Here is a 23,738-nt window from a genome sequence, read left to right as displayed (position 1 = left end):
AGAAAAATACAAATAAGCAGGTTTTTATTCTCTACTGATGGAATAAACTATGCGTTGTTATCATATTTTGCTATAGTTATGCCGATACAATATTGGGAAAGGATAGCAATATCCATATTGAAGGTCAATTACAGACATGTAAATTGAAGGTCAAGATGGTTATAACTGTTATATAACAGACTATTTTACGAATTAAAATTTTGGAGTTTATGCGATGGCTGGTAGCCTTAATAAAGTTATTTTGATTGGTAACCTTGGTGCCGATCCTGAAATCCGCCGTTTGAATTCAGGAGATCAAGTGGCAAATTTGCGTATTGCTACCTCGGAAAGTTGGCGTGATCGAAATACAAATGAGCGAAAAGAACGCACCGAGTGGCATAATATTGTTATTTTTAATGAGAACCTTGTCAAAGTTGCAGAGCAATATTTAAAAAAAGGCAGCAAAATTTATATTGAGGGGCAGCTACAGACACGAAAATGGCAAGATCAAAATGGAAATGATCGTTATACAACAGAGGTTGTTTTGCAAAAATATCGTGGTGAATTGCAAATGCTTGATGGGCGCGGAGGAGCGAGTGGGGAGCAAGGAGCAAGTCAAGGAGGCAGTTACAGTGGTAGCTTTGCGGATAGTAGCTCAAATCAGAGAAATACTTTTGGTCAAAATAATAGCCACGTGGAAGAAAGTTTTTCTCACAAATTGGATGATGATGTACCTTTTTAAGAGTCTTTAAATTACAGTGTTACGATTTCTTTATGGTTTGTTTTTTTCAGATTTCTGAAATTTAGCGAAGTGGAAACTGTTCATTATTGGTAATTTTAAATAGAATTAATAACATCTTGAAAAATATTGTTAAATTTCTCCTTTGTTAGGGGAGAGAAATTAGCATTTTAGTGTATTTTTCGATATAAACAAAGTCAAACGATTCTTTAATGATTCTTTTTTGAAAGTTTTGAAATTGTGACTGATCTTATTCCACAGCCAGAACGTGATGTGCTGACCGGTATTGAACCAATCAGTATTATTGATGAAATGCAACGCTCTTATCTCGATTATGCGATGAGCGTAATTGTCTCGCGTGCGCTTCCTGATGTCCGTGATGGTCTTAAACCTGTTCATCGACGTATCCTTCATGCCATGAATGAGATGGGGCTTGTTTTTAATAAGCCGTATCGTAAATCTGCCGGTGTTGTTGGGGAGGTTATGGGAAAATTCCATCCCCATGGTGATGCTTCAATTTATGATGCTTTGGTGCGTATGGCGCAGGACTTCTCTTTAAGAAATCCATTGATTGATGGTCAGGGGAATTTTGGTTCCGTTGACGGTGATCCTCCTGCGGCAATGCGCTATACTGAGTGTCGTTTAGAAAAAGTTTCAGAAGCGCTTTTGGCTGATATTGATAAAGATACTGTTGATTTTCAGGATAATTATGATGGGCGTGAACGTGAACCGGTTGTCTTACCAGCCCGTTTTCCTAATCTTTTGGTTAACGGATCAGGGGGGATTGCCGTGGGAATGGCAACCAATATTCCGCCCCATAATCTTGGTGAAGTTGTGAATGGTTGTATCGCTTTGATTGATAATCCTGCTATCACACTTGATCAAATCATTGAAATCATTCCTGGTCCAGACTTTCCTACAGGGGGAATTATCCTCGGCCATTCTGGTGTTCGTTCAGCTTATGAAACAGGGCGTGGCTCAATTATTATGCGTGCTAAAGTTGATATTGAAGAAATTCGCAGTGGTCGACAGGCCATCATTGTGAGTGAGATTCCTTACCAGGTTAATAAGGCAACGATGATTGAGAAAATGGCTGAATTGGTGCGAGATAAGCGCATTGAGGGAATTTCTGATTTGCGTGACGAATCTGATCGTGATGGCTATCGTGTCGTGATTGAGTTGAAGAAAGATGTTGTTGCGGAAGTTGTGTTAAACCAATTATATCGTTATACGCCGCTGCAAACTTCTTTTGGTTGTAATATGGTTGCGTTGAATGGAGGAAAACCTGAACAAATGACGTTGCTTGATATGCTTCGTGCATTTGTTGTTTTTCGGGAAGAGGTTGTTAGTCGTCGAACGAAATATCTTTTGCGTAAAGCGCGTGAGCGGGCCCATGTTTTGGTGGGTCTTGCCCTTGCTGTTGCCAATATTGATGAAATCATAGCGCTCATTCGCAACGCTTCTGATCCCCAAACTGCGCGTACACAATTAATGGAGCGACGCTGGCCAGCGATGGATGTTGCGCCTTTGATTAGACTTATTGATGATCCCCGTCATATTATTCATGAGGATGGTACTTATAATCTCTCTGAAGAACAAGCGCGTGCTATTTTAGAATTGCGTTTGCAACGGCTAACAGCCCTTGGGCGTGATGAAATCGCTGATGAATTAAATAAAATTGGTGCGGATATTGCTGATTATCTTGATATCTTAGCATCACGTGTACGCATACTGCGTATTGTTAAGGACGAACTGAGTGCTCTTCGTGAGGAATTTGCAACGCCGCGACGGACTGTATTTGGTTTTGGTAGCGCTGAGATGGAGAGTGAAGATCTGATCGCACCAGAGGATATGGTGGTAACGGTGAGCCATAGTGGCTATATTAAGCGCGTCCCTCTTAATACCTATCGTGCACAGCGCCGTGGCGGTAAAGGACGTTCTGGTATGTCCACGAAGGATGAGGATTTTGTAACGCGTTTGTTTGTTGCTAATACGCATACTCCAGTTCTTTTCTTTTCATCACGTGGGATTGTTTATAAGGAAAAAGTTTGGCGACTACCGTTAGGGACACCGCAATCGCGTGGGCGGGCTTTGATCAATATGCTTCCCTTACAACAAGGCGAACGCATTACAACGATTATGCCTTTACCTGAAGATGAAGCAAGCTGGAGTGCATTGGATATCATGTTTGCGACAACACGTGGAACTGTGCGTCGTAATAAGTTGTCAGACTTCGTTCAGGTTAATCGTAATGGTAAAATTGCCATGAAACTTGATGAAGAAGATGAAATTCTTTCTGTTGAAACCTGTACAGAACGTGATGATGTCGTTCTTACAACAGCAAATGGACAATGTATTCGTTTTCCCGTTGTAGATGTCCGTGTTTTTGCAGGGCGTAATTCTGTAGGGGTTCGTGGTATCAATTTGGCTAAAGGTGATAAAGTCATTTCAATGACAATTTTAGAGCATGTTGAGGCGACGTCCATTGAGCGTTCTGCCTATATTAAACGTGTGATGAATGAACGGCGTGCTGCTGGTGCGGATGCTGATATTGAAGATATTGTCACTCTTGATGAAGAAGATGGGGGGCTTGCAACAGAGTTAACAGATGAACGTTATGCAGAACTCCATGCATGTGAACAAATGCTTTTGACAGTGAGTGAATTTGGTTATGGTAAACGTTCTTCTTCCTATGAGTTCCGGATTTCGGGACGTGGGGGAAAAGGAATTCGTGCAACAGATCCATCTAAAACAGCTGAAATTGGTAAATTAGTAGCGGCTTTTCCAGTGAAGGCGCAAGATCAAATTATGTTGGTATCAGATGGGGGGCAGCTTATTCGTGTCCCTGTTGAGGGAATTCGCACTGCTGGTCGTTCAACAAAGGGAGTGACGATTTTTAATACAGCTGAAGGTGAAAGAGTTGTGTCGGTTGAGCGTATTTCTGAACCTGAAGATGATACGCATTCATTGGAGGATGAAGGCGAGAAGCATTCTGATATAATTAATATGAGCGAAGAAAAATGATTTTGAAGAGGGTGAAATGAAATCATGAAAATTGCTCTTTATGCAGGTTCCTTCGATCCTCTTACAAATGGCCATCTTGACGTTTTAAAAGGCGGGTTTGTGTTAGCTGATAAGGTGATTGTCGCCATAGGTATACAGGCGAACAAAAAAACACTCTTTAGCTTTGAAGAGCGCGTTGGTTTTATTACGCAGGTCGGGAAAGATTTGTTTGGTGTCGATTCTGATCGGTTGCAGGTTCTTTCCTTTAATAACCTTCTCATTGAGAAGGCACGTGAAGTTGGCGCTTCGTTTCTCATTCGTGGGTTGCGTGATGGTACTGATCTTGATTATGAAATGCAAATGGCAGGGATGAATGCAATTATGGCTCCTGAATTGCAAACTGTTTTTTTGCCGGCAAGCGTTTCTGGACGTGCGATAACGTCTACATTGGTTCGTCAAATTGCCTCTATGGGAGGGGATGTGACACCATTTGTGCCACCCCATATTGCACAAGCTTTACATTCGAAATTCCAGTCTTTTAAAGGTGAATAATTGTGTCTCGTAGATTCTTTGCTATTTTGATATGTGTTTTTTGCTTTTTTTCATGGCACGCTGTTGCTGATGATTCTAACTCAGCAAGTCATGCAAGCCTTCTTGTTTTATCTCTCAAAGACGGTGACGTTATTATTCGTCTGCGTCCTGATTTGGCGCCAAAGCATGTTGCGCAAATCAAGAAACTAACAGAAGAGGGGGCTTATGATAATGTTGTGTTTCATCGCGTTATTCCTGGTTTTATGGCACAAACTGGTGATGTGAAGTTTGGAAAAAAAGACAGTAGGGATTTTGATCTAAAACGCGTTGGTATGGGAGGTTCAAATTATCCCAATATACCAGCTGAATTTTCAAAGCAGCCGTTTAAGCGCGGTACTGTTGGGATGGCACGTTCACAAGATCCAGATTCAGCAAATTCTCAATTTTTCATTTGTTTTGATGATGCATCTTTTTTAAATGGTCAGTATACGGTTGTTGGGGAGGTTATAAAGGGGATGGATGTTGTTGATAAAATAAAAAAAGGGTCCACAAGTAATAATGGATCTGTAACAAATCCTGATGTTATTCATGCTGCTACTTTACAAGTTGAGAAATAGATCAAAGGAGCTTTCCATATGGCTGAGAATAAAAATCCAGAAAATACTTTAATTCTTGAAACAACGAAGGGCAGAGTTGTTATTGAGCTTTTTGCTGACTTAGCACCTCATCATGTGGCACGCATTAAAGAGCTTGTCCGTGAAGGGGCTTATGATAATGTTATTTTCCATCGCGTTATTGATGGTTTTATGGCGCAGACTGGTGATGTGCAATTTGGAAAAAAAGATAGTGAAAAATTTAATTTATCACGTGCAGGGATGGGTGGCTCTGAAAAACCAAATTTAACAGCAGAGTTTTCAAATCTTTCTCATAAGCGTGGTACAGTTTCTATGGCACGGAGTCAGAATCCAAACTCTGCTAACTCGCAGTTTTTTATTTGTTTTGCAGATGCTCCGTGGCTTGATCGTCAATATTCCATATGGGGGCAGGTCGTTGAAGGTATGGAAAATGTTGATAAAATTAAACGCGGTGAACCTGTTACTGATCCTGATGTAATTACCAAAGCTGTTATTGCTACGGATGCAAAATAGTATGAATCATACTACATGTTTCAATTGTAAATTGCTAAAATGGAAGACTCTTTCCTGATCGGTAGGTATACGAAACTTTTCTATAGTATCACGCTTACCTTTCATATTTTCGAGCCAAAGATTGTCTCTATATTTCCTTCAATCTGATTTTTACGATATGGTGCCAATGATTTGTACAAGCAGCTGTTAGGATAAGAAAAAGCAACGTCAGCTATATTAGGATTAGTGTTTGGCAAAGTATTTTATAAAAGCTGATATTTTCTTCAAATCGTTGTCGGTTTTCTAATGGTTTTATGATGTTATTTTTCTGAAGAAGTATGGGATTTTTTGCTACTTATATATCAACATCTAATTCTTATGCAGTAGGCATGTTTGAATTACATATTGACACTGGTCAAGAACCTAGTTGCTCCAGTGTTCATATGTAAAGTGGAAGTGCCAGCGTATTGTGTGTATCCTTATTGGTATAATCTCAAAACAGGAAGATTGCCTAATTGGGAAAGAACGTAAAGGTGTAAAGATAAACACAAAAAGTTAGACTTGTCCTTTACTTTTTAATTCAGCTTTCCTTTTTTTAAAATCATTTATATCATTAAAAATAAAACGATTATGCACGGACTTATGCTTTCGTTTTTATGGAGCCATGCCCATCATCTGGAATAAAAAGTCCCAAACAAAACTGCACATTTACACCTTTTCTTTAAGTATTTCTCAGCGTATATCAACTTTATTTCATGATGGTGTTCATGAAATGAATCATTATAAACTCCATGAGTAGTATACAGTTTGTCATGTACCACCATCTTTAAGCTTGGGAAAAAGCAGAAGGGCGTCATTATCTAGTTTGCCAGCTTTTAATGTTATAATAGAGCTCTTGCTATTTGAAAAATTTTACAAAAAGTATTTTTAGTTTTTTAAAAGTGTTTTTATTGACATGTTAATCTTTCTTGTGATGTGCGAGAAAATAATTTTAGTTGATTGAACATATAAAGTTTTAGGGTATTAAGATCCTTCGTTTAACAGATAAAAATGAACGATGCTTATAGATTAATATATTGATATTATTTTCCAATATTATCGTTACTAAAACATGCTATCATAGTTTGTATTTTGTATCTCAATATGACTTGTTTGTGCAATTTGAATATGAATAACCAAATTTGTTATATTCACCTTTAGAGGGAGCGTGATTTTTTACAATTGTTTTTGTATTTCATAATAGGGGAGTTATTATATTTTATACCAGTTAATTTTTTTGTAGATAATGATTTTATCGTTTGTATTGAGTATCTTTACTGTTTGAATGAATTATTTTTTGTGGTGATATTTTTCTTAAAAAACTGATCAATTATATCAATATAAATAAGGTAAAGTTTTGTAATAGAGTATTATATTGATATTGGCTGTAATGTCTAATTTAGAAACCTCTATATTCTTAACGTTATATCATATGAATGTATGTGTAAAGTGTTGAGAAAAGAGATTATGGCCTTTTTTATTTGCGAATACAATGTAGCAAAAATACGGGTTGTAGGTTTGTATTTTATGAGAAAATTTCTTAATAATTTTAGTGGCAAATTTCTTTCTATATTAAAAAAATGATTTATAATGATAATTTATTGTTTTATACATTGGATGAGAGCTTTGAATATTATAAAATTTTCTTATTTTAATTCCTTTGATATTGAATTTTTTCTTCACCCTAAAGGGTAAGCTTTCCAAGCATGTGGGGGTGTAAACAGTTTTTTCTCACAGTGGGTTTAATCGGTGAGTTATTCATGCGATTTAAGAAATCAAAACCATTCTTTTACATGTCATAAGTAGGATTGGTGTGGGGAGAAACAATTGGATAAAAGTGCCTCTTATGAATAGTGCCAAGGGCTCTTTCAATATTGTGAGAGAATATAATGGTAATGCTCATTGATATTTTTATGAAGCGTAAAGAAACGGAACACTATTTGGGCTGCATATTTACATGCTTGTTTTAAAGAAACATGCTCTTAGCATATACAAGCCTATTTAGTGAATGGTCTAAATAAAGTCCCTATGAAATATATAAAACTTATTGAGCAATACCATCTTTACGCTTAATAGCTTCATAAAAGAGTACTGACATTCTCACACACTTTGCCAGTTCCCTAATGCCTCCGCGAATTGCTATTGGTACTTGAGAGCAAGGGGTATTTTTTGTCTTTTCTTGCACAATTTCAGTTCACATGGCTCATCCACTTGTAATGTATAAGTAAGAGATTTTAATGGATTCAACATGAAACAGGTTTAGAATGAAAAAATTTTACGCTAATTGGGTCTCTCGTTCCATATGTAAAATATGCGGAAAATGAATTATTTTTATAAACCAATCTTTTATCCAATAGATAAAGATTTATCTTTCAAAGGTAAAAATATCGGAAGCGGATGTGTTCAAAATTATTGCTTCTGAAATCTGTAAAGATGAAATTACTGGAATAATAATTTCGCCGTTCTCTTAAGACTTTGGGGCACTAAGTCTTGATATTTTGAGGTATGATATTTTTGCTCTTTTCTAAAGTTAGGATATTTTTTTATGCTGGTTATTTCTTAAAAACAAATGTTCTTTTATTTCATTTAATTTTTTATGCTGGTTACAATATTGAGCGAATCAACAATTAATTCATAAAGCTTATGGCTATGCTCGTAAGAAAGATATTTTTTCTTTCTATAGAGATATGCATTGATGGAATCAAGAAGACGAGAGTGATGATAAAGACATTTCATTATAGAAAAATTGCGCAAGATGGATATGCACGCCGAGGCGAAATTATAATGGGGCGTGGATGTGTTCGTACACCTGCTTTTATGCCTGTGGGGACGGCTGGAACCATTAAGGCTATGTATATGGATCAAATACGTGATCTTGGAGCAGATATTATTTTGGGGAATACTTATCATTTAATGTTACGTCCAGGAGCTGAACGGGTTGCGCGTTTGGGCGGATTACATGAATTTTCACGCTGGAATGGACCTATTTTAACCGATTCTGGTGGTTTTCAAGTTATGTCATTGGCGGGCATTCGTAAAATTAATGAACAAGGTGTGATTTTTCGCTCTTATATTAATGGGGCCTACTATAAAATGAGCCCAGAGCGTTCTATCGAAATTCAAGGACTTCTTGATGCTGATATTCAGATGCAGTTGGATCAATGTATTGCATTACCGGCCACTGAAAAAGAAATGGAAGAAGCTATGGAACTTTCATTGCGGTGGGCACAACGTTGTAAAACAGCTTTTGGGGATCAGCCAAGCAAAGCATTGTTTGGAATTGTTCAAGGGGGTGATAATATGAAACTGCGTGAACGTTCTGCTCAAGCATTAAAAGAAATGGATTTAAAAGGTTACGCGATTGGAGGGCTTGCTGTTGGTGAACCGCAGAGTGTTATGACAGCAGTATTGGATGCTACTTGTCCGATTTTGCCAGAAGATAAACCACGCTATCTTATGGGGGTGGGAACACCTGATGATATTTTACAAAGTGTTGCGCGTGGTATTGATATGTTTGATTGTGTTATGCCAACGCGTGCAGGACGCCATGGTTTAGCTTTTACCCGCTTTGGCAGAATTAATTTGCGTAATGCACGTTATGCAGAAGATCCCCATCCTCTTGATCCACAGTCACTTTGTCCGGCAGCAAATGATTATAGCTGTGCTTATTTGCATCATTTGATCAAATCTGGTGAATCTCTAGGTGGTATGTTGTTGACTTGGAATAATCTTTTTTATTACCAACAATTGATGCAAGGAATTCGTGATGCCATTGAAGAAGGCTGTTATGCTGATTTTTGCTCTGAAACGCGTGCTTTATGGGCACAAGGACGTTAAAATACTCATTTCATATAGTGCTTTATTTTATTAAAAAATGAAATTAGAAATGCCTCCCCAAAATATAAAATTGCACTATTCCAAAACGTTATAATTATCATAAAAAACAGAAACTGTTACTCCGGTACGCGCTACCTGATCCGGAGAAAAACAGTTTATTTCTGTTTCTGATGATTGTTTAAAGCAACAATGTTAATGAGGCGTTAGCGAACTCTTAAAGAAGTATGAAAATTGTATTTTTATGAGCGACTTTGTGTTTTTTATTACTAAAGGTAAAGAAGAGGTTACATGCGGAAGAACAGATAAATTTTTATACAATTAAAATAAGAATAAAATAATATTATATTCTTTAAAATGCATTTTTACATTTTATGTTTTTATTATTTTAATATAATTAATATATAAAATTTAAATATTATTTTATAAAGTGGTAATAAATATCTTTAATAAAAACTGTTATATTTATTTTATATTAATGCAATTTATAAAAAACGATAATATATTACATGAATATTTTAAATTTATAGATAGTGAGTGAGAAGCTATTTTATATTATTCCTCTATGAGATGAGATAGGCTGAATATCATTAGAGTAGGATTATTTAATCAATGGAGAGATCAAGCACTATTATTATGTATTATGAAAACTTTTAAAATATTCTACAATAATGCATACGAATGGCGAATTCGTTAAAATTACAGCTTATCAATTTGGAGACTATGCATTCAGGTAATAAAAACGAAGCAATAATAAATTGGGAAAAAATTCTATTCTAATATCAAGATAATGAAGATGCATTTTTCGATAAGTTTTAGAGTTATTTATAGTGTGTGATACATATTGTTCTAAAATAGAAATTTTAGGATAAAACTGTACAACTGCTGAAGAGAGAAAATAAAGTTTATTATCTGGGCTTATTCTCTGCTAGGGCATATAAAAATAGTTGAATACATCTATGACCGTTAGTTTTTTAAAAGATCTTCTATTAAAGAATCTTACTTAAAGATTCATAAAATGCTTGTGTATCAAAATATTTCTAAAAAATTATTGGAATGGTTTGGCATGCGTGTAACAATGTTTTGAATTTTTATTTTACCTATTACAAATATCTACAGCTAAAACTCTTATCCAGAAGTGATGGTATGAAGGATTCTGATAAACAAAAGATTCTTGCATTGGAGATTGATTCGAGAATGCGACGTTTAGCAATTTTGGCTCTTGCGGTGGGGAGTTTTGCTATTGGGACTGCGGAGTTTGTGGCAATGGGGCTTTTGCCAGAGATGGCACGAAGTTCATACGTTGATATTCCTACGGCAGGTCAATATATTTCTGCTTATGCGTTAGGAGTTGTGATTGGAGCTCCTCTTTTAGCTGTTGCGACAGCTCAATTTTCACGCAAAACTGTTTTGATAGGGTTGATGTTTTTTTATGCCTTAGCAAATATTGCGAGTGCTTTTTTTTCTGATTTTAGCGTATTAGTTGTTTTACGCTTTTTCAGTGGTCTTCCCCATGGAATCTATTTCGGCCTTGCAGCTTTGGTTGCCTCTTCAATGGTGAAAATGAATGAGCGTTCAAAAGCCGTTGGTTCTGTTATGCTTGGCTTAACGATTGCAACCGTTTTAGGAGCACCAACTGCGACTTGGTTTGGTCAACTTATTGGTTGGCAGATTGCTTTTATCCTTGTGGGGATGATTGCTTTATTGTGTTGTTTGCTTATTGGGAAATTTTTGCCTTGCGATTCAAGGAGCTTAAGAACAAATCCTTTAGACGAAATGGGAGCATTAAAGCAAAAGCAGGTATGGCTTCTTTTGATAATGGTTTCGGTGGGAGCATCAGGATTATTTTCTGTTTTCACTTATATTAAGTCAACATTAATGCATATTTCTGGTGTCTCGCTTGAGTGGGTGCCATTTATTATGCCCTTAGTTGGATTGGGGATGGTGGGTGGAAATCTCTTGGGGCCTAAATTGGCTGTTAAAATAGGCATTTCGCCGATGATATTTTTTTCTATGCTTTGGAGTGCATTCATTTTTTTTCTTTTTTTCTTTTTATCTTATGCTCCGTTAACAGCTGCAATAGGATGCTTTTTGGTTGGGACTTCTTTTGCGGCTATGCCTTCTATACAAACAAAAATTATGGATGTTGCACGCAAGGGACAAATTTTGGCAGGCGCATTAATGCAATCTGCTTTTAATATTGCTAACGCTCTTGGTGCAGAATCTGGAGCATTGGTTTTAAAATTGGGCTATAGTTATGAATATACAGCTGTGTTAGGGAGTATTTTAACTTTAGGTGGATTAATAGTTTTTTGTTTTTCCTGGTCTTTGGAGAAGCATGCTTAGTACTTTTCTTTTTTGAGTGAAAAAGGAATTTTTATATTTTTCTTTCGTTATTGGAGTATCCTGTTGGATTTTTTAATATGCAATAAGAAATGCGTAATGCTAATGGAATAGCTAGACAAAATACCCCTCCCATAAGCACTATAAGAAGAGTTTTTGCTGCTAAGATCATGCCTATTGTTCCTCCAGGGTTAAAGAGGCCAGCAAGATTGGTGATGACACCTGCTAGCGTTGCACTTAAGGCTGCTGAAAATAGCTGTACAGAGGTAATGGATTCACTGGCACGCAGAGCATCTTCATCATTTGTACATTGTAAGATCCTTGTGAGCAAATGTGGCCATGCTATGCCTGCACTAATCCCAATAAAAAAAAGTGCTAAGCAAATAATAAAAATATATCCAAGTGTGGAAACTTTTGTTGGGATGAGCCATAAAAGAATAGTTAGGAATAACAGTTTTAATAGGGGGGAATATACAATGAGGTTTCGAATTTTCTTTGTGGAGACACCAGCACTTGAGATAGCTCCACATGTCCATCCTAAACTCATCAATGCTGCTGTATAACCAGCAATAAGTGGGGTTTGTCCATGAAGCTCTTGAAGAAAAAGTGGAAAATAAAGTTCTAGACTGTATATGACTGTTGTTATAACGAGGATCAATGCGTAAACAGAAAAAATTTCAGAAGAAAAAGAAAAGGTTTTGTGTGGCAACATAGGATGAAGGGATGATGATTCGATTTTTGCTAGAACAAAAAGAAGACTAAGTCCGATAACGAGTCCGCACATTTTTGCTATTGTTGTCTCCATAGTCCCTCCAACAGAAATAATAAAAATCAATAAGGTGAGTGTGAGAAGTTGGAGAAGAGGGAAGGGGGATGTTGGAACATTTCTTTCATTCTTTTTGGGTAAAAATTTAAAGGCGATGAGTGAGAAGAATATAGCGAATACGCCAAGGATCCAAAAGGATGCTCGCCATAGACCATAATATACAGAAATACCTCCGATTGCTGGTCCTAACAAGGTTGATATTCCCCACACTCCTGAGATAACACTTAATGCTTTTGACCATAAAGATGGGCTGAAAATAATACGTACCATGGAATAAGATAGGGATAACAAGGAACCACTTCCAAAGCCTTGAATAAAGCGTCCTATTAAAAATAATGGCATAGATGAAGAAATGCTGCAGAGGAAAGTTCCTAGGCTAAAGATCAGTCCAGAGATAACATAAGCGTTGCGAGGACCCAACTTCCCTAATATTTTTGTCGCAAGCGAAGTTCCCACGAGTGAAGCGACAATGAAGATAGCCGCTACCCAAGAATAATATGTTTCACCGCCAATATGATTCATAAGAGAGGGTAAAATGGTAATAACGATATAAACGTTGGTGGCGTGCAACAAAACTCCGCCCGTAAACGTTAAAAAGCAGAGACCATTTTTACCTAATAAAAGCACAGACCAGCTCTTTTTTTTACTGTTTTGCTATTTAATAAAAAATTATTCTCTTTATTACTTATAAAGTAGTTCTTTAAATTTTCCAAGAAAAATTCAAAGCTCTAAACAGAGCTTTGAATTATAGTTAAATTATTTCTTAATTGCCCATTGCTTTTTTGAGATTTTCATCAATTTTATCGAGAAAACCTGTTGTAGAAAGCCATTTTTGTTTAGGACCAATCAAAAGTGCAAGATCTTTAGTCATAAAACCTTCTTCAACGGTTTTAATACAAACTTCTTCCAATGTTGTGGCAAAGTTTTTTAATTTCTCATTGTTATCCAGTTTGGCACGGTGCGCTAGTCCACGGGTCCATGCAAAAATAGATGCAATAGAATTTGTTGAGGTTTCTTCATTTTTTTGATACTGACGATAATGGCGTGTTACAGTGCCGTGTGCGGCTTCTGCTTCAACAATTTTACCATCTGGTGTCATGAGAACGGAAGTCATAAGACCAAGAGAACCGAAGCCTTGGGCAACAATATCAGATTGAACATCACCATCATAGTTTTTACATGCCCATACGTATCCACCGGACCATTTTAATGAAGATGCAACCATGTCATCGATAAGACGGTGTTCGTAATGTAATTTACGGTTTTCGAATTTATCCTTAAACTCTGTATCGAATATTTCTTGAAAGATATCTTTAAAACGACCATCGTAAGTTTTTAGAATGGTATTTTTTGTTGAAAGATAAACAGGAACATTTCGCTGTAGTCCATAATTAAAAGATGCGCGGGCAAAATCACGAATTGACTCATCAAGGTTATACATCGCCATGGCAACACCTGCGCTTGGGGCATCAAAAACCTCATGCTCAATAACTTGATTATCATCACCGACAAATTTAATACTCAATTTTCCTTTTCCTGGAAACTTAAAATCTGTTGCCTTATACTGATCGCCAAAAGCGTGACGACCGATAATAATTGGTTTTGTCCAGTTAGGAACAAGGCGAGGGACATTTTTACAGATAATGGGCTCGCGAAAAATGACTCCTCCTAAAATATTACGAATGGTACCATTGGGGGATTTCCACATTTGTTTTAGGTTAAATTCTTTAACACGTGCCTCATCAGGCGTGATGGTTGCACATTTTATACCAACTCCATACTTTTTGATAGCATTGGCAGAATTGATCGTTACCTGATCATTGGTTGCATCACGGTTCTCGACGGAAAGATCATAATATTTGAGATCAATATCAAGATAGGGATGGATTAATTTATCTTTGATATATTTCCAGATGATACGGGTCATTTCATCCCCATCGAGTTCAACAACAGGGTTTTCTACTTTGATCTTTGCCATTAGAAGTCCTTTTTCTTTTAAGTGATATTACTTTATAGCACTTTCAGGTTTATAATGAAAAGCAAAAACAAGGGAAAAAAAGGCATATAAATATATAAGGGGGAAGAATATATGATCAATAGAGTGTAAAATTTTATTGAAGAGTTTAATTTTGGAAAAGAAGTAATGTGTTAGCAAAAATATAATCTATGTTTGCAAATCTATCGTCATTGTATCACTGATAAAAAGTTCGTTGAATAGATAATGTAAGGAGGTCACTGGGGAGGAGGGGGGTGTATTGTTATCATCAAAGTTTCTATTTAACTATTTGATAAATTGATTGTATTTTTAAATTATGGTTTCTTAAATTGTTTTTTGGCGTGAGTGAGAGTCTATTGTTATATCGCTATTTGAACTCTAAAATTACGGTCTGTTTGTTTATAGAAAAATTTAATGTGACATCAAAGTCCCTGTAGTGAGAATAATTCGTCTAAAGTGCGTTTTGGGAATCAATTTCAGTTTTGAGAGTTGAAAAAAATGCACAGAGGGTGTGGACGATTTTAATTTTAAAATTAAAAGTATATGTATGAGCATTATTTACAAAATTACCTTCTCACGAGAGAAAGCTCACTAATTTATATTTTGCTGATTTTTATTGCTATTAATTGCTCATATTAAAGTACTGTTCTCAAAAAGAGACAAAAAATGAATCACATAATGATTCATACACCTTTTTTACAAAGATATTCCTCTTGTAAATCCTATTCCCTTACTTTTATTTGAGTACCCCTAACTTCTTAAAACATGAACAAAATCAATATATTATATAGATAAAAATAAGGAATGGTACGCCCAAGGGGAATCGAACCCCTGTTTCCGCCGTGAAAGGGCGATGTCCTAACCGCTAGACGATGGGCGCAAACCAATGATGAGGCTTATAGAGAGGATCTTTTTACTGCGCAAGCCCTCTGGGGCATTTTTTTTTGAAAAAAGTGTGTTTTATTGAATAATTTTTGAGTGTCTTTTGTTTTGATCATTTTATTTTTTAATATTTTTTGTAAAAAAAACATAAAGTTATCATGATAGATAGAGAAAACTTTAATGTAAAAATTTATACTTAACGAATGATATCATTTTTTATTTTCAGTTTGAAGGCATAGGTAAAGGCGACCACAATAGCCTCCTAACGATGTTTATTTTTTGCATATTTTATTAATTTTTGTCTCATGCTTGTACATGTGAATATTTTTTAATTTGCTTGAGAGAACTTTTATACAGAAGGTTGCTTATTTGAGTTTATCATAAAGCAAAAAGAGTACAATTTATGAAGTAGAAAGCCAATATCTATGAGTAAGTTAACAAATGGGACGAATCATACAAAAGTTTTCTTTTGAAACATAAACTATCAACTCTTTGTTAAGTTAACAAAATTAAAGGATTATAATGATAAAAATGAAAAATATTGAAAGAGTTTTTACGAAATATCTTGAAAGTTGTTTTCTCAATTTCATTTTATAGATGGCTGTAAAAAATTTAAATGCTCTTTGATTTGTTCTCTTCAGTTATTGAAAAAATATTTTTTTTGAAATAAAGCAGTGCAGGTAAAGGGCTGATTTAGTTTTTTGTCATTTCAATTTGTTTGTTTTTCAAAGAGATAGAAATAAGTTGAGGTAAGGATTAGAATTTTGCAAACTTATTCTCCATATTTATAATGTCTCGGGATTATGTTGTACACACATAAGTTTTTGTTTTTACTTTCATGTAAGATTCCGTTTTGATATAGGATGACGTTAAGAGTTTGCATTAAAGAACGAGTTTAAGCTATATAATGGTAGAAAGAGATGTGGTATTATTTACTAATCGGCTTTATTTTGTTTTTTCTCTTGACGTATCACATGAAAGAATGTTTTTTGGTTAATACTTGTTGATGTAGAAGAGATACGTTTGTGTTTTCTTACAAAGTTTTCAGTATTCTTTCGTTTGTTATGGATTGTTTTTTGAGAGATCTTTCTATCTTTTGTTAATAGAGTTGAGTTTTTATGAGAGTTTTTTTTCTTAAAAAAACAAGGTAAATTTTTACGATAACTTGCATTTATCAGTTTTGCAGATTTTTATTTTGAATGAGATTTTTTTATAAAGGTTATAAAATCTTTGCAGAAAATAAATATTTATATTTTTAGGAAGTTTGATTGAACAAGTGGGGATAAATTCTATTAGAAAAAATTAACGTGAGGAGAGAAGGGGGGTTCTTTTGTCCTGATGAATATAAGAATTCTTTGTGTTGATAGGCACATCATTTAAACGATTTTTCAATTAAAGATAGGTATCAGTGGTTAGATAATGGCAGAAGCTTTAAAAATTGGCGTTGCGGGACTTGGTATTGTTGGTACTTCAGTTGTTCAAGCTCTATATGAAAAAGCGAATAGTTTAGCTTGTCAATGTGGACGATCCATCCAAGTTGTTGCTGTTAGTGCGCGTGATAAAGGCCGTGATCGTGGAATTGATCTTAGTAATATAAGATGGTTTGATTCACCTATGGAGATGGCTGCCTCTGATGAGATTGATGTTTTTGTCGAGTTAATTGGTGGTGAGTTGGATATTGTGTATACCGCGGTGAAGCGGGCGCTTGAGGCAGGACATCATGTTGTGACTGCTAATAAAGCTCTTCTTGCTCGACATGGGGTAGAGTTAGCTATAATTGCAGAACAAAAAGGCGTTTTTCTTCATTTTGAAGCCGCGGTCGCAGGAGGAATTCCTGTTATTAAAGCCATGAGAGAATCACTTGTCAGTAATCACATATCGCGGATTTATGGGATTCTCAATGGAACCTGTAATTATATATTAACACGCATGTTTACGGAAGGTCTTTCATTTAAAGATTGTTTAGCAGATGCACAAAGGCTTGGTTATGCTGAAGCAGATCCAACTTTTGATATTGAGGGAAATGATACGGCTCATAAATTAGCTTTGTTGACAAGTTTGGCATTTGGAACAGCTGTTTCGTTAGATGATGTTTATGTTGAAGGAATTCATAACATTTCGCAAATTGATATCCGAGCGGCTGATGAATTGGGATATCGAATTAAGCTTTTAGGGGTTGCATTAAAAACAGATTCTGGAATAGAGCAACGCGTTCATCCAACAATGGTCCCAACATCTTCAATGATTGCACAGATCAATGGTGTAACCAATGCTCTTTCTATTCAAAGTGATTTGTTAGGTGAATTACTGTTTTCCGGTCCTGGCGCTGGAGGGATGGCAACAGCATCAGCCGTTATTGGTGATTTGGCTGATATAGCAAAAGCACGTTTTGGTTTTCATTATGCACCTGTTTTAAGACGTCCAGCATTAGAACTTGCTCCTCATAAAAAAGCACGTATTTCAAATCATGCGGGGGGGTATTTTATTCGTTTAAATGTTCATGATCGTGCTGGTGTTTTTGCAGCAGTTGCAAGGCATATGGCTGATCATCACATTTCATTAGAGTCGATTGTTCAAAGACCTTTTGTAGAAAATCAGATTGAAAAAACGATTATTTTAATCACGCATGAAACAACAGAAGTGAATGTCCGACAGGCACTTGCAGAAATTGAAAAAGATGGGCATCTTGTGGCAAAATCTCAATTCATTCGTATTGAACGTGTGGCAGAGAATTGATAACTTATCTTGATTAAGACAAGCTTGAATGCTTTTATTTCGTGTAGAAAGTTTTCATCTTTGCCAAAAGCTTTATTCTTAGAGTTTAATAAGGACTCATATTTTTTCTGGTATTCATTTGGTAGGATTTTTTCAGATGCCCACAACTCAAAAGACTTTAAATGGACTTGATCGTATTTTGACACTTGAATTGGTACGTGTGACTGAACGTGCTGCTGTTGCTGCTGCGCGCTGGCGCGGACGTGGCGATGAAAAAGCTGCGGATCAAGCGGCTGTAGATGCAATGCGGCAGGAACTTAATCGATTGCCTATTGAGGGTACAGTGGTGATTGGTGAAGGTGAACGGGATGAAGCGCCTATGCTCTATATTGGAGAAAAAGTAGGTCTTCAAAATGGAGTGGCGATTGATATTGCACTTGATCCACTGGAAGGAACGACACTTTGTGCTAAAAATCTTGCCAATTCTTTAGCGGTGGTTGCAATTGCTGAAAAGGGTAACCTCCTTTATGCTCCTGATGTTTATATGAACAAAATTGCTATTGGTCCTAGTTATCCAAAGGGACTGGTCGATATCGATGCTTCTCCTAGCGATAATATTTATGCTCTTGCAAAAGCTAAAGGAGTCGCTGTTAATCAGATCACTGTTTGTATTATGGATCGGCCTCGTCATGAAAAATTGATTGATGAAGTGCGGGCGACAGGGGCGTCAATTCGCTTGATTGGTGATGGAGATGTTGCTGCTGTTATTGATACAACGGCCCCAGAGGAAACAGGTATTGATATCTATATGGGTATTGGTGGAGCCCCAGAGGGCGTTTTAGCGTCTGCTGCTTTACGCTGTATTGGAGGACAGATGCAAGGTCGTTTGTTGCTTGATACAGAAGAGAAAATTTCTCGTGCAGCCAAAATGGGAATTAGTGATCCCAATAAGATTTATACAATGGAAGAAATGGCAAAGGGTGACGTTTTGTTCTCAGCAACTGGGGTGACAGATGGTAATATGCTTTCAGGTGTAAAATTCACGTCTCGCTATATTCAAACGGAAACTCTTGTCATGCGCTCTCATACGGGGACAGTCCGTAATATTAAAGCACAGCATAGAGACCGTTCAAAATTTGATTAATATTTTTGTTATCTCTAAAAAAATAAAAGATGACTTTTAGGGCATACGCTTCCATGAAGGTTATTCATGGAAGCGTAGATATGAGAATATCGTCTTATTATGAGAGCTGGACAGAGTGCACCCAGCCATTTGTGTCTTCTATATTCCCTTTTTGAAGACCAACCAATTGTGTTTTAAGTTGTTTTGTGACTTCTCCAATCGTTTCATTTCCGATAATAAATTCTCCTCCTTTATATCTAAAACGACCGATTGAGGTAACAACAGCAGCTGTACCACAAGCAAAGACTTCTTTAAGATGTCCACTTTTTGCATCTTCTTGAAGTGTTGCAAAAGAATAAGGACGCTCTTCTATCGTTAAACCCATTTGTTGAGCTAATTGTAAAATTGAATGACGCGTTATTCCTGGAAGGATCGTTCCATTAAGAGGAGGGGTTATAAGTGTATTATTATCCATAATAAAGCAGACATTCATACCGCCAAGTTCTTCAATCCATTTATGTTCAACCATATCAAGGAAGAGTACTTGGCTACAATTGTTTTCAGTTGCAGTTTTTTGTGCAAGTAAGCTTGCTGCATAGTTGCCACCACATTTGGCTACACCTGTCCCTCCTGGACCAGCTCGACTATACTCTGTTTCAATCCAGACGCTGACAGATTTTTCTTCTCCTTTGAAATAGGATTCAACTGGAGAGGCAATGATACAAAAAAGATATTCTTGAGAAGGACGAACACCTAAAAAGTTTTCATTGCCAAACATAAATGGACGGATATAGAGGCTAGCATTAGGAGAATCTGAAACCCATTTTTGATCAATTTTTACAAGTTGATGAACGGCATTGAGAAAAATATCTCTTGGTAATGCTGGCATGGCTAATCGTTGCGCCGACTCTATAAGTCTTTGTGCATTGGCATCAGGACGGAAGAGCAAGATGCGTCCATCTTTTGCACGATATGCTTTTAAACCCTCAAAAACTTCCTGTCCGTAATGAAAAACAGTACTTGCAGGATTAATTTCTAATGCTTTGTATTGAGAAATAACGGCGTTATGCCAGCCTTTGTCTTTAGTCCATTGAATAGTACACATGTGGTCTGTAAAAAATTGACCAAAACCAGGATTTTTTAGAATTGCTTCACGTTTTTCTTCTGATAGAGGTGATGGATTCTTTTCTATTTTAAAGGGAAGTGACGATAAGGGAGAGTTCATAAGAAAAACCTTTTGAGATTATTTTATTTTTTATTAATAAAAATAAAGAGATATTTTAACTACAACTCTATTATTAGCAAATCCTTTGTGTCAATATTTTATTACAAAATTTAAAGGGGGGGGTATTACAGAATTTAAAGGAGTTATTATTTAATCAAAGGTCGGTAGATGCTCTGATTTTATTCTAGTTTTTTTCCAAACTTTATGCAACAAACTGGAACCTTTATCTCTCTTTATCGTTTTCTCAAAATAAATGCCTGAATGATTTCATATATGCATATTGTCTAGAAATTTAAAGGTAAGGGAATTGAGAAAAGGAATCCACTATGATTGATAAAAATTATCACACATATGAAGAACGTATGGCAGCAGAAAGAAAAGATCATGAACAGCGTGTTTCAATCGCTAAGGGTATTTTTGCTATTCTTCTTGCGCTCGTTATTATCTGGTTTGTTTTTGGTTTTTTAGGATCTTTTTTTACAAAATCTCCTGAACATAGTTCGCATTCTAATATTCCGGAAACAAGTCATACGGTCACAACACCCCAAAAAGATTTAAATTCATCTCCTGCTGTGCCTTATACCTAAAGGATACTCAGTGATTTTTTTCGTAAATATAATCTTTTAGATAAGACGAAAATCAACGTAGATTAAAAGATAAAATCAGCATAAATAGATAAGTAAAAAAGACAGAGATGATTTTAATTTCTAAAATTTTTGATCAATAATTAAATGCTATTGAAGTACATGACCTTGAAATAAATAATGCAACGGCTTTAAAACCGTTGCATTGATTAATTTAGCGTGTGATGAAGCAATTTCCACCAGAATTTTTAATGGTTTCACAAAGATTTACGGCTTCATCACGATTCTGCGTTTGAATACGAATACGGTAATAGGTTCCCTTTCCTGGTATAAAAGCTGATTGAATATTTAAAGGACGGGACCCGATAATGAATCCAAATTTGGATTTCATCTTTTTCAAAGAATCTTTAGCTAACTCATGCGTTGGTTGAGAGGCAAGTTGCACATAATAGCCCTCTGAATTTTGTAGTATAACTCTGTTTGGTGATGTGGGGTGAGACGCAGCGTGCGTTTCGAGTTCTGTATTTCTTTCTGCATGAGAAGGAATTGGGATAAATTTTTCTTCAATATCCGAATTAGAAGTATTTTTAGCGATTATTGTATCAATATTATCTTTGAGATCATATTCTGTTTTTGGGTCGTTGCTATCGGAATTATGCGATGAAACAACAGATGAATCTTGAAGCTCATCAGGCGTTTGTTCAATGGTTTTTGCAGATTGAGTTACACTTTTGCTCTCTGTTTGATTCATACCCTCTTCTTGATGTACAGGAGCAAGTGTTACTGTACCATCTTTATTGACAATAACGGTTCGTACCTCTCGCGTTGGAATAGTATGATTGATGGCTTGTGTGACAGCATCTTCAACATCAGATTCATTTGAAGAAGAAGATGAGAAGTTTGAAGAGTGTTCTGAATTTAACGCTTCTAAATTTTCAGGTTGTTCAGAGTTATCAATAAGAAATTTTTGTGTATTTTCTTGTTTCTCATTTTCTTCTGTTCTTTGTTTATAGATATCTAAATTATGGACAACATCACTTTTCGTTTCAGTTGATTCTGGTTTAAATTTAAAAGGTGTATTATCAGCGTGGATAATGATCGTTTCTTCATTTTTTTGTGAAGACATAAAAAAGTGAGAATAACCAGCGACTCCAATGGCTATTAAAATAAGAAGAAAAAGTCCTTTGATGAAAATTTTACCAAAAATAGAGCTTTTAAAAGGAGGAGGCGCTGAGTGATGTGTGAGGTCTTCATCTGCGCCTGTGTAGGTTGAATTCTCACTAAAAGAGGGAGAATTATGTTCCATTTTGGCGGCAGAAAAATAGTCGGCATTCTGTTCTTTAGAGTTTACATAAACACCTTCTTTTGAATTATATACAGTTTGGTGAAAAACTTCATTCTTCTGTTGTTTTTGAGAAAGATTGTCTGTTGGGACATTTCCAACATTGAGAACATCAGCAAATTCTTCTTCTAAAGCACCGCTCGTTGGTACATCATATTCTGGGGCTTCATATGGGACTTCTGGAACCATAATAGGACCAGTTTTTTCCACAACTTCCTCTGAAAAATTATAAGTATCAACATTGGGAGGGAGAGTACCTCTGTGTGTATAGTTATGGGCAAAAAAGCTATCTGTTTGTTTCGTGTTAGGAGAGTCTGATGAGGAAAGAAACTCATCTAAATTATTTTCATCATATGAAATTTCTTTATTTGAGTGAGAGACATTTTTAATCTTATTAATATATTGGGTTTGAGCCTCATTATATGTTGGATTTTTTTCGCTATAAGTTTCTTGTTGTGAGGTTTTTCCTTGAAAAAAGCGAGGATAACTAGCTGTATGAGCTTCTTGTGAAGATTCTTTTAAAGAAGACTGTTTATCAATCTGTATAGAATCTAAAGGTGAGGACAAGTCACTTACCGTTTGATTTCTTTCCACATTTTGTCTTTCTGACACAAAGTGAGAAGATGAAAAAGATTCATTTGCTTTAGAAGAAGAGGGAACATCCGTATAATTTTTTTCAGTCCAATTGTCTTGAGCTGCTGAAATTTTATAGGGATGATTTATGGAAGTCTCATAGAAGTTTTGATTGTCATCATAAGTTTTTTGTATATTCGCTGTTTCAGGCTGTTGTGAGGTTGTTTGTGAAAAACGATTAGTTCGTTCAACAGTTTCTGTCGCATTTCTATTATTTTCTCGTCTTTCAGATTCATTAAAGGAGAATTTTTTTGATTCTGATGGTGAAATAGGATTATTTTTTTCAAAAAAAGGATCAGTATTGGTTGCAGGCGTTTTTTGTTGAGGAGGTGGATTCTTTTGGATTGGTAATGGAGAAAGCGCATCTAAAATTTGTTCTTCATCATGATCATGGCTGGGTGATGTAGATGAAGAATATTTCTCTTCAGATAAATTATTTTGTTTCACATGGTTGAAAGAAGCAGTTTGGGCAATATTTGACGCTTGTGCATTGCTGGTTGCGTGTAAATCCCATTGCTTATTTTGATCATCAAAGGGTAAGTCATGCGTTAGATTATTTTCAAGTTCTGCTTCTAGAAAGGACAAATCAAAATCATCATCATGGGATGATGTTTCGGGATGAGATGTTGATCGATCTGTCTGTGAAGAAGATTGCTCATTTCGGTTTCCGCTTTGTTTGTTCGGATTAAAAATGCGCGTAAGTCTTTCTAAAGGATCATGGTGTTCATGATCTTGTTTTATTTCGTGCGGATTTTTGCGATCGTTATCGCTCATAGCTTTTCTCACATGATGATTTGCATTTTCATGCAATCAATGG

Annotated in this window: 14 protein-coding genes and 1 tRNA gene; 10 read left to right on the top strand and 5 right to left on the bottom strand. The window is 35.9% G+C overall.

Annotation, left to right across the window (positions count from 1 at the left end; all coding sequences use genetic code 11):
- Positions 1-214: 214 nt before the first annotated feature.
- The 7 genes from ssb to AC6ER9_RS08835 all read left to right on the top strand — a co-directional run bounded on the left by ssb (position 215) and on the right by AC6ER9_RS08835 (position 11,598).
- Positions 215-721: a single-stranded DNA-binding protein gene (gene ssb, locus AC6ER9_RS08865; RefSeq protein WP_497074349.1), complete on the top strand. Its 507-nt coding sequence runs from the start codon at positions 215-217 to the stop codon at positions 719-721.
- Between the two features lie 237 nt (positions 722-958).
- A complete protein-coding gene (gene gyrA / locus AC6ER9_RS08860; protein WP_497074348.1) occupies positions 959-3,742 on the top strand; it encodes a DNA gyrase subunit A in 2,784 nt (927 codons plus the stop codon).
- A 24-nt stretch (positions 3,743-3,766) separates the two neighbouring features.
- Complete coding sequence (gene coaD, locus AC6ER9_RS08855) at positions 3,767-4,273, top strand: pantetheine-phosphate adenylyltransferase (protein ID WP_497074347.1); 507 nt, start codon at positions 3,767-3,769, stop codon at positions 4,271-4,273.
- Positions 4,274-4,275: 2 nt separating this feature from the next.
- On the top strand, positions 4,276-4,869 hold the full coding sequence (locus tag AC6ER9_RS08850; protein WP_497074346.1) for a peptidylprolyl isomerase: 594 nt from the start codon (positions 4,276-4,278) through the stop codon (positions 4,867-4,869).
- Between the two features lie 18 nt (positions 4,870-4,887).
- Positions 4,888-5,400 carry a peptidylprolyl isomerase gene (locus tag AC6ER9_RS08845; protein ID WP_497074345.1) on the top strand — a complete coding sequence of 171 codons (513 nt, stop codon included), beginning with the start codon at positions 4,888-4,890 and terminating at the stop codon, positions 5,398-5,400.
- 2,736 nt (positions 5,401-8,136) lie between these two features.
- Positions 8,137-9,255: a tRNA guanosine(34) transglycosylase Tgt gene (gene tgt / locus AC6ER9_RS08840; protein WP_497074344.1), complete on the top strand. Its 1,119-nt coding sequence runs from the start codon at positions 8,137-8,139 to the stop codon at positions 9,253-9,255.
- A gap of 1,143 nt (positions 9,256-10,398) precedes the next feature.
- Positions 10,399-11,598, top strand: coding sequence for an MFS transporter (locus AC6ER9_RS08835; RefSeq protein WP_497074343.1), 1,200 nt, complete (start codon positions 10,399-10,401; stop codon positions 11,596-11,598).
- A 31-nt stretch (positions 11,599-11,629) separates the two neighbouring features.
- Here the strand turns inward: AC6ER9_RS08835 and AC6ER9_RS08830 are convergent, their stop codons facing one another.
- The 3 genes from AC6ER9_RS08830 to AC6ER9_RS08820 form a co-directional block, all read right to left on the bottom strand.
- Positions 11,630-13,048, bottom strand: a complete 1,419-nt coding sequence (locus AC6ER9_RS08830) for an MFS transporter (protein WP_497074342.1) — start codon at positions 13,046-13,048, stop codon at positions 11,630-11,632.
- Between the two features lie 136 nt (positions 13,049-13,184).
- Positions 13,185-14,399, bottom strand: a complete 1,215-nt coding sequence (locus AC6ER9_RS08825; RefSeq protein ID WP_497074341.1) for an NADP-dependent isocitrate dehydrogenase — start codon at positions 14,397-14,399, stop codon at positions 13,185-13,187.
- Positions 14,400-15,222: 823 nt separating this feature from the next.
- Positions 15,223-15,297: transfer RNA gene (locus AC6ER9_RS08820), tRNA-Glu, on the bottom strand.
- A 1,421-nt stretch (positions 15,298-16,718) separates the two neighbouring features.
- Here AC6ER9_RS08820 and AC6ER9_RS08815 point away from each other — a divergent pair.
- Positions 16,719-18,035 carry a homoserine dehydrogenase gene (locus AC6ER9_RS08815; protein WP_497074340.1) on the top strand — a complete coding sequence of 439 codons (1,317 nt, stop codon included), beginning with the start codon at positions 16,719-16,721 and terminating at the stop codon, positions 18,033-18,035.
- A gap of 136 nt (positions 18,036-18,171) precedes the next feature.
- Complete coding sequence (gene glpX / locus AC6ER9_RS08810; RefSeq protein ID WP_497074339.1) at positions 18,172-19,158, top strand: class II fructose-bisphosphatase; 987 nt, start codon at positions 18,172-18,174, stop codon at positions 19,156-19,158.
- A gap of 97 nt (positions 19,159-19,255) precedes the next feature.
- Here the strand turns inward: glpX and AC6ER9_RS08805 are convergent, their stop codons facing one another.
- Entirely contained in the window at positions 19,256-20,362 is a 1,107-nt protein-coding gene (locus AC6ER9_RS08805; protein ID WP_497074338.1) for a branched-chain amino acid aminotransferase, read from the bottom strand.
- 326 nt (positions 20,363-20,688) lie between these two features.
- Between AC6ER9_RS08805 and AC6ER9_RS08800 the strand changes: the two genes are divergently transcribed.
- Positions 20,689-20,949 (top strand): hypothetical protein, encoded by a 261-nt coding sequence (locus AC6ER9_RS08800; protein ID WP_497074337.1) that lies wholly within the window; start codon positions 20,689-20,691, stop codon positions 20,947-20,949.
- 211 nt (positions 20,950-21,160) lie between these two features.
- On the opposite strand, the gene AC6ER9_RS08795 is transcribed toward AC6ER9_RS08800, so the two are convergent.
- Positions 21,161-23,695 (bottom strand): SPOR domain-containing protein, encoded by a 2,535-nt coding sequence (locus tag AC6ER9_RS08795; protein WP_497074336.1) that lies wholly within the window; start codon positions 23,693-23,695, stop codon positions 21,161-21,163.
- Positions 23,696-23,738 lie beyond the last annotated feature (43 nt).

The sequence above is a fragment of the Bartonella sp. SL317 genome (genome assembly GCF_059687655.1).
Note: the sequence above shows the minus strand (reverse complement) of the source record. Positions and strands in the feature narration are given on the sequence as shown.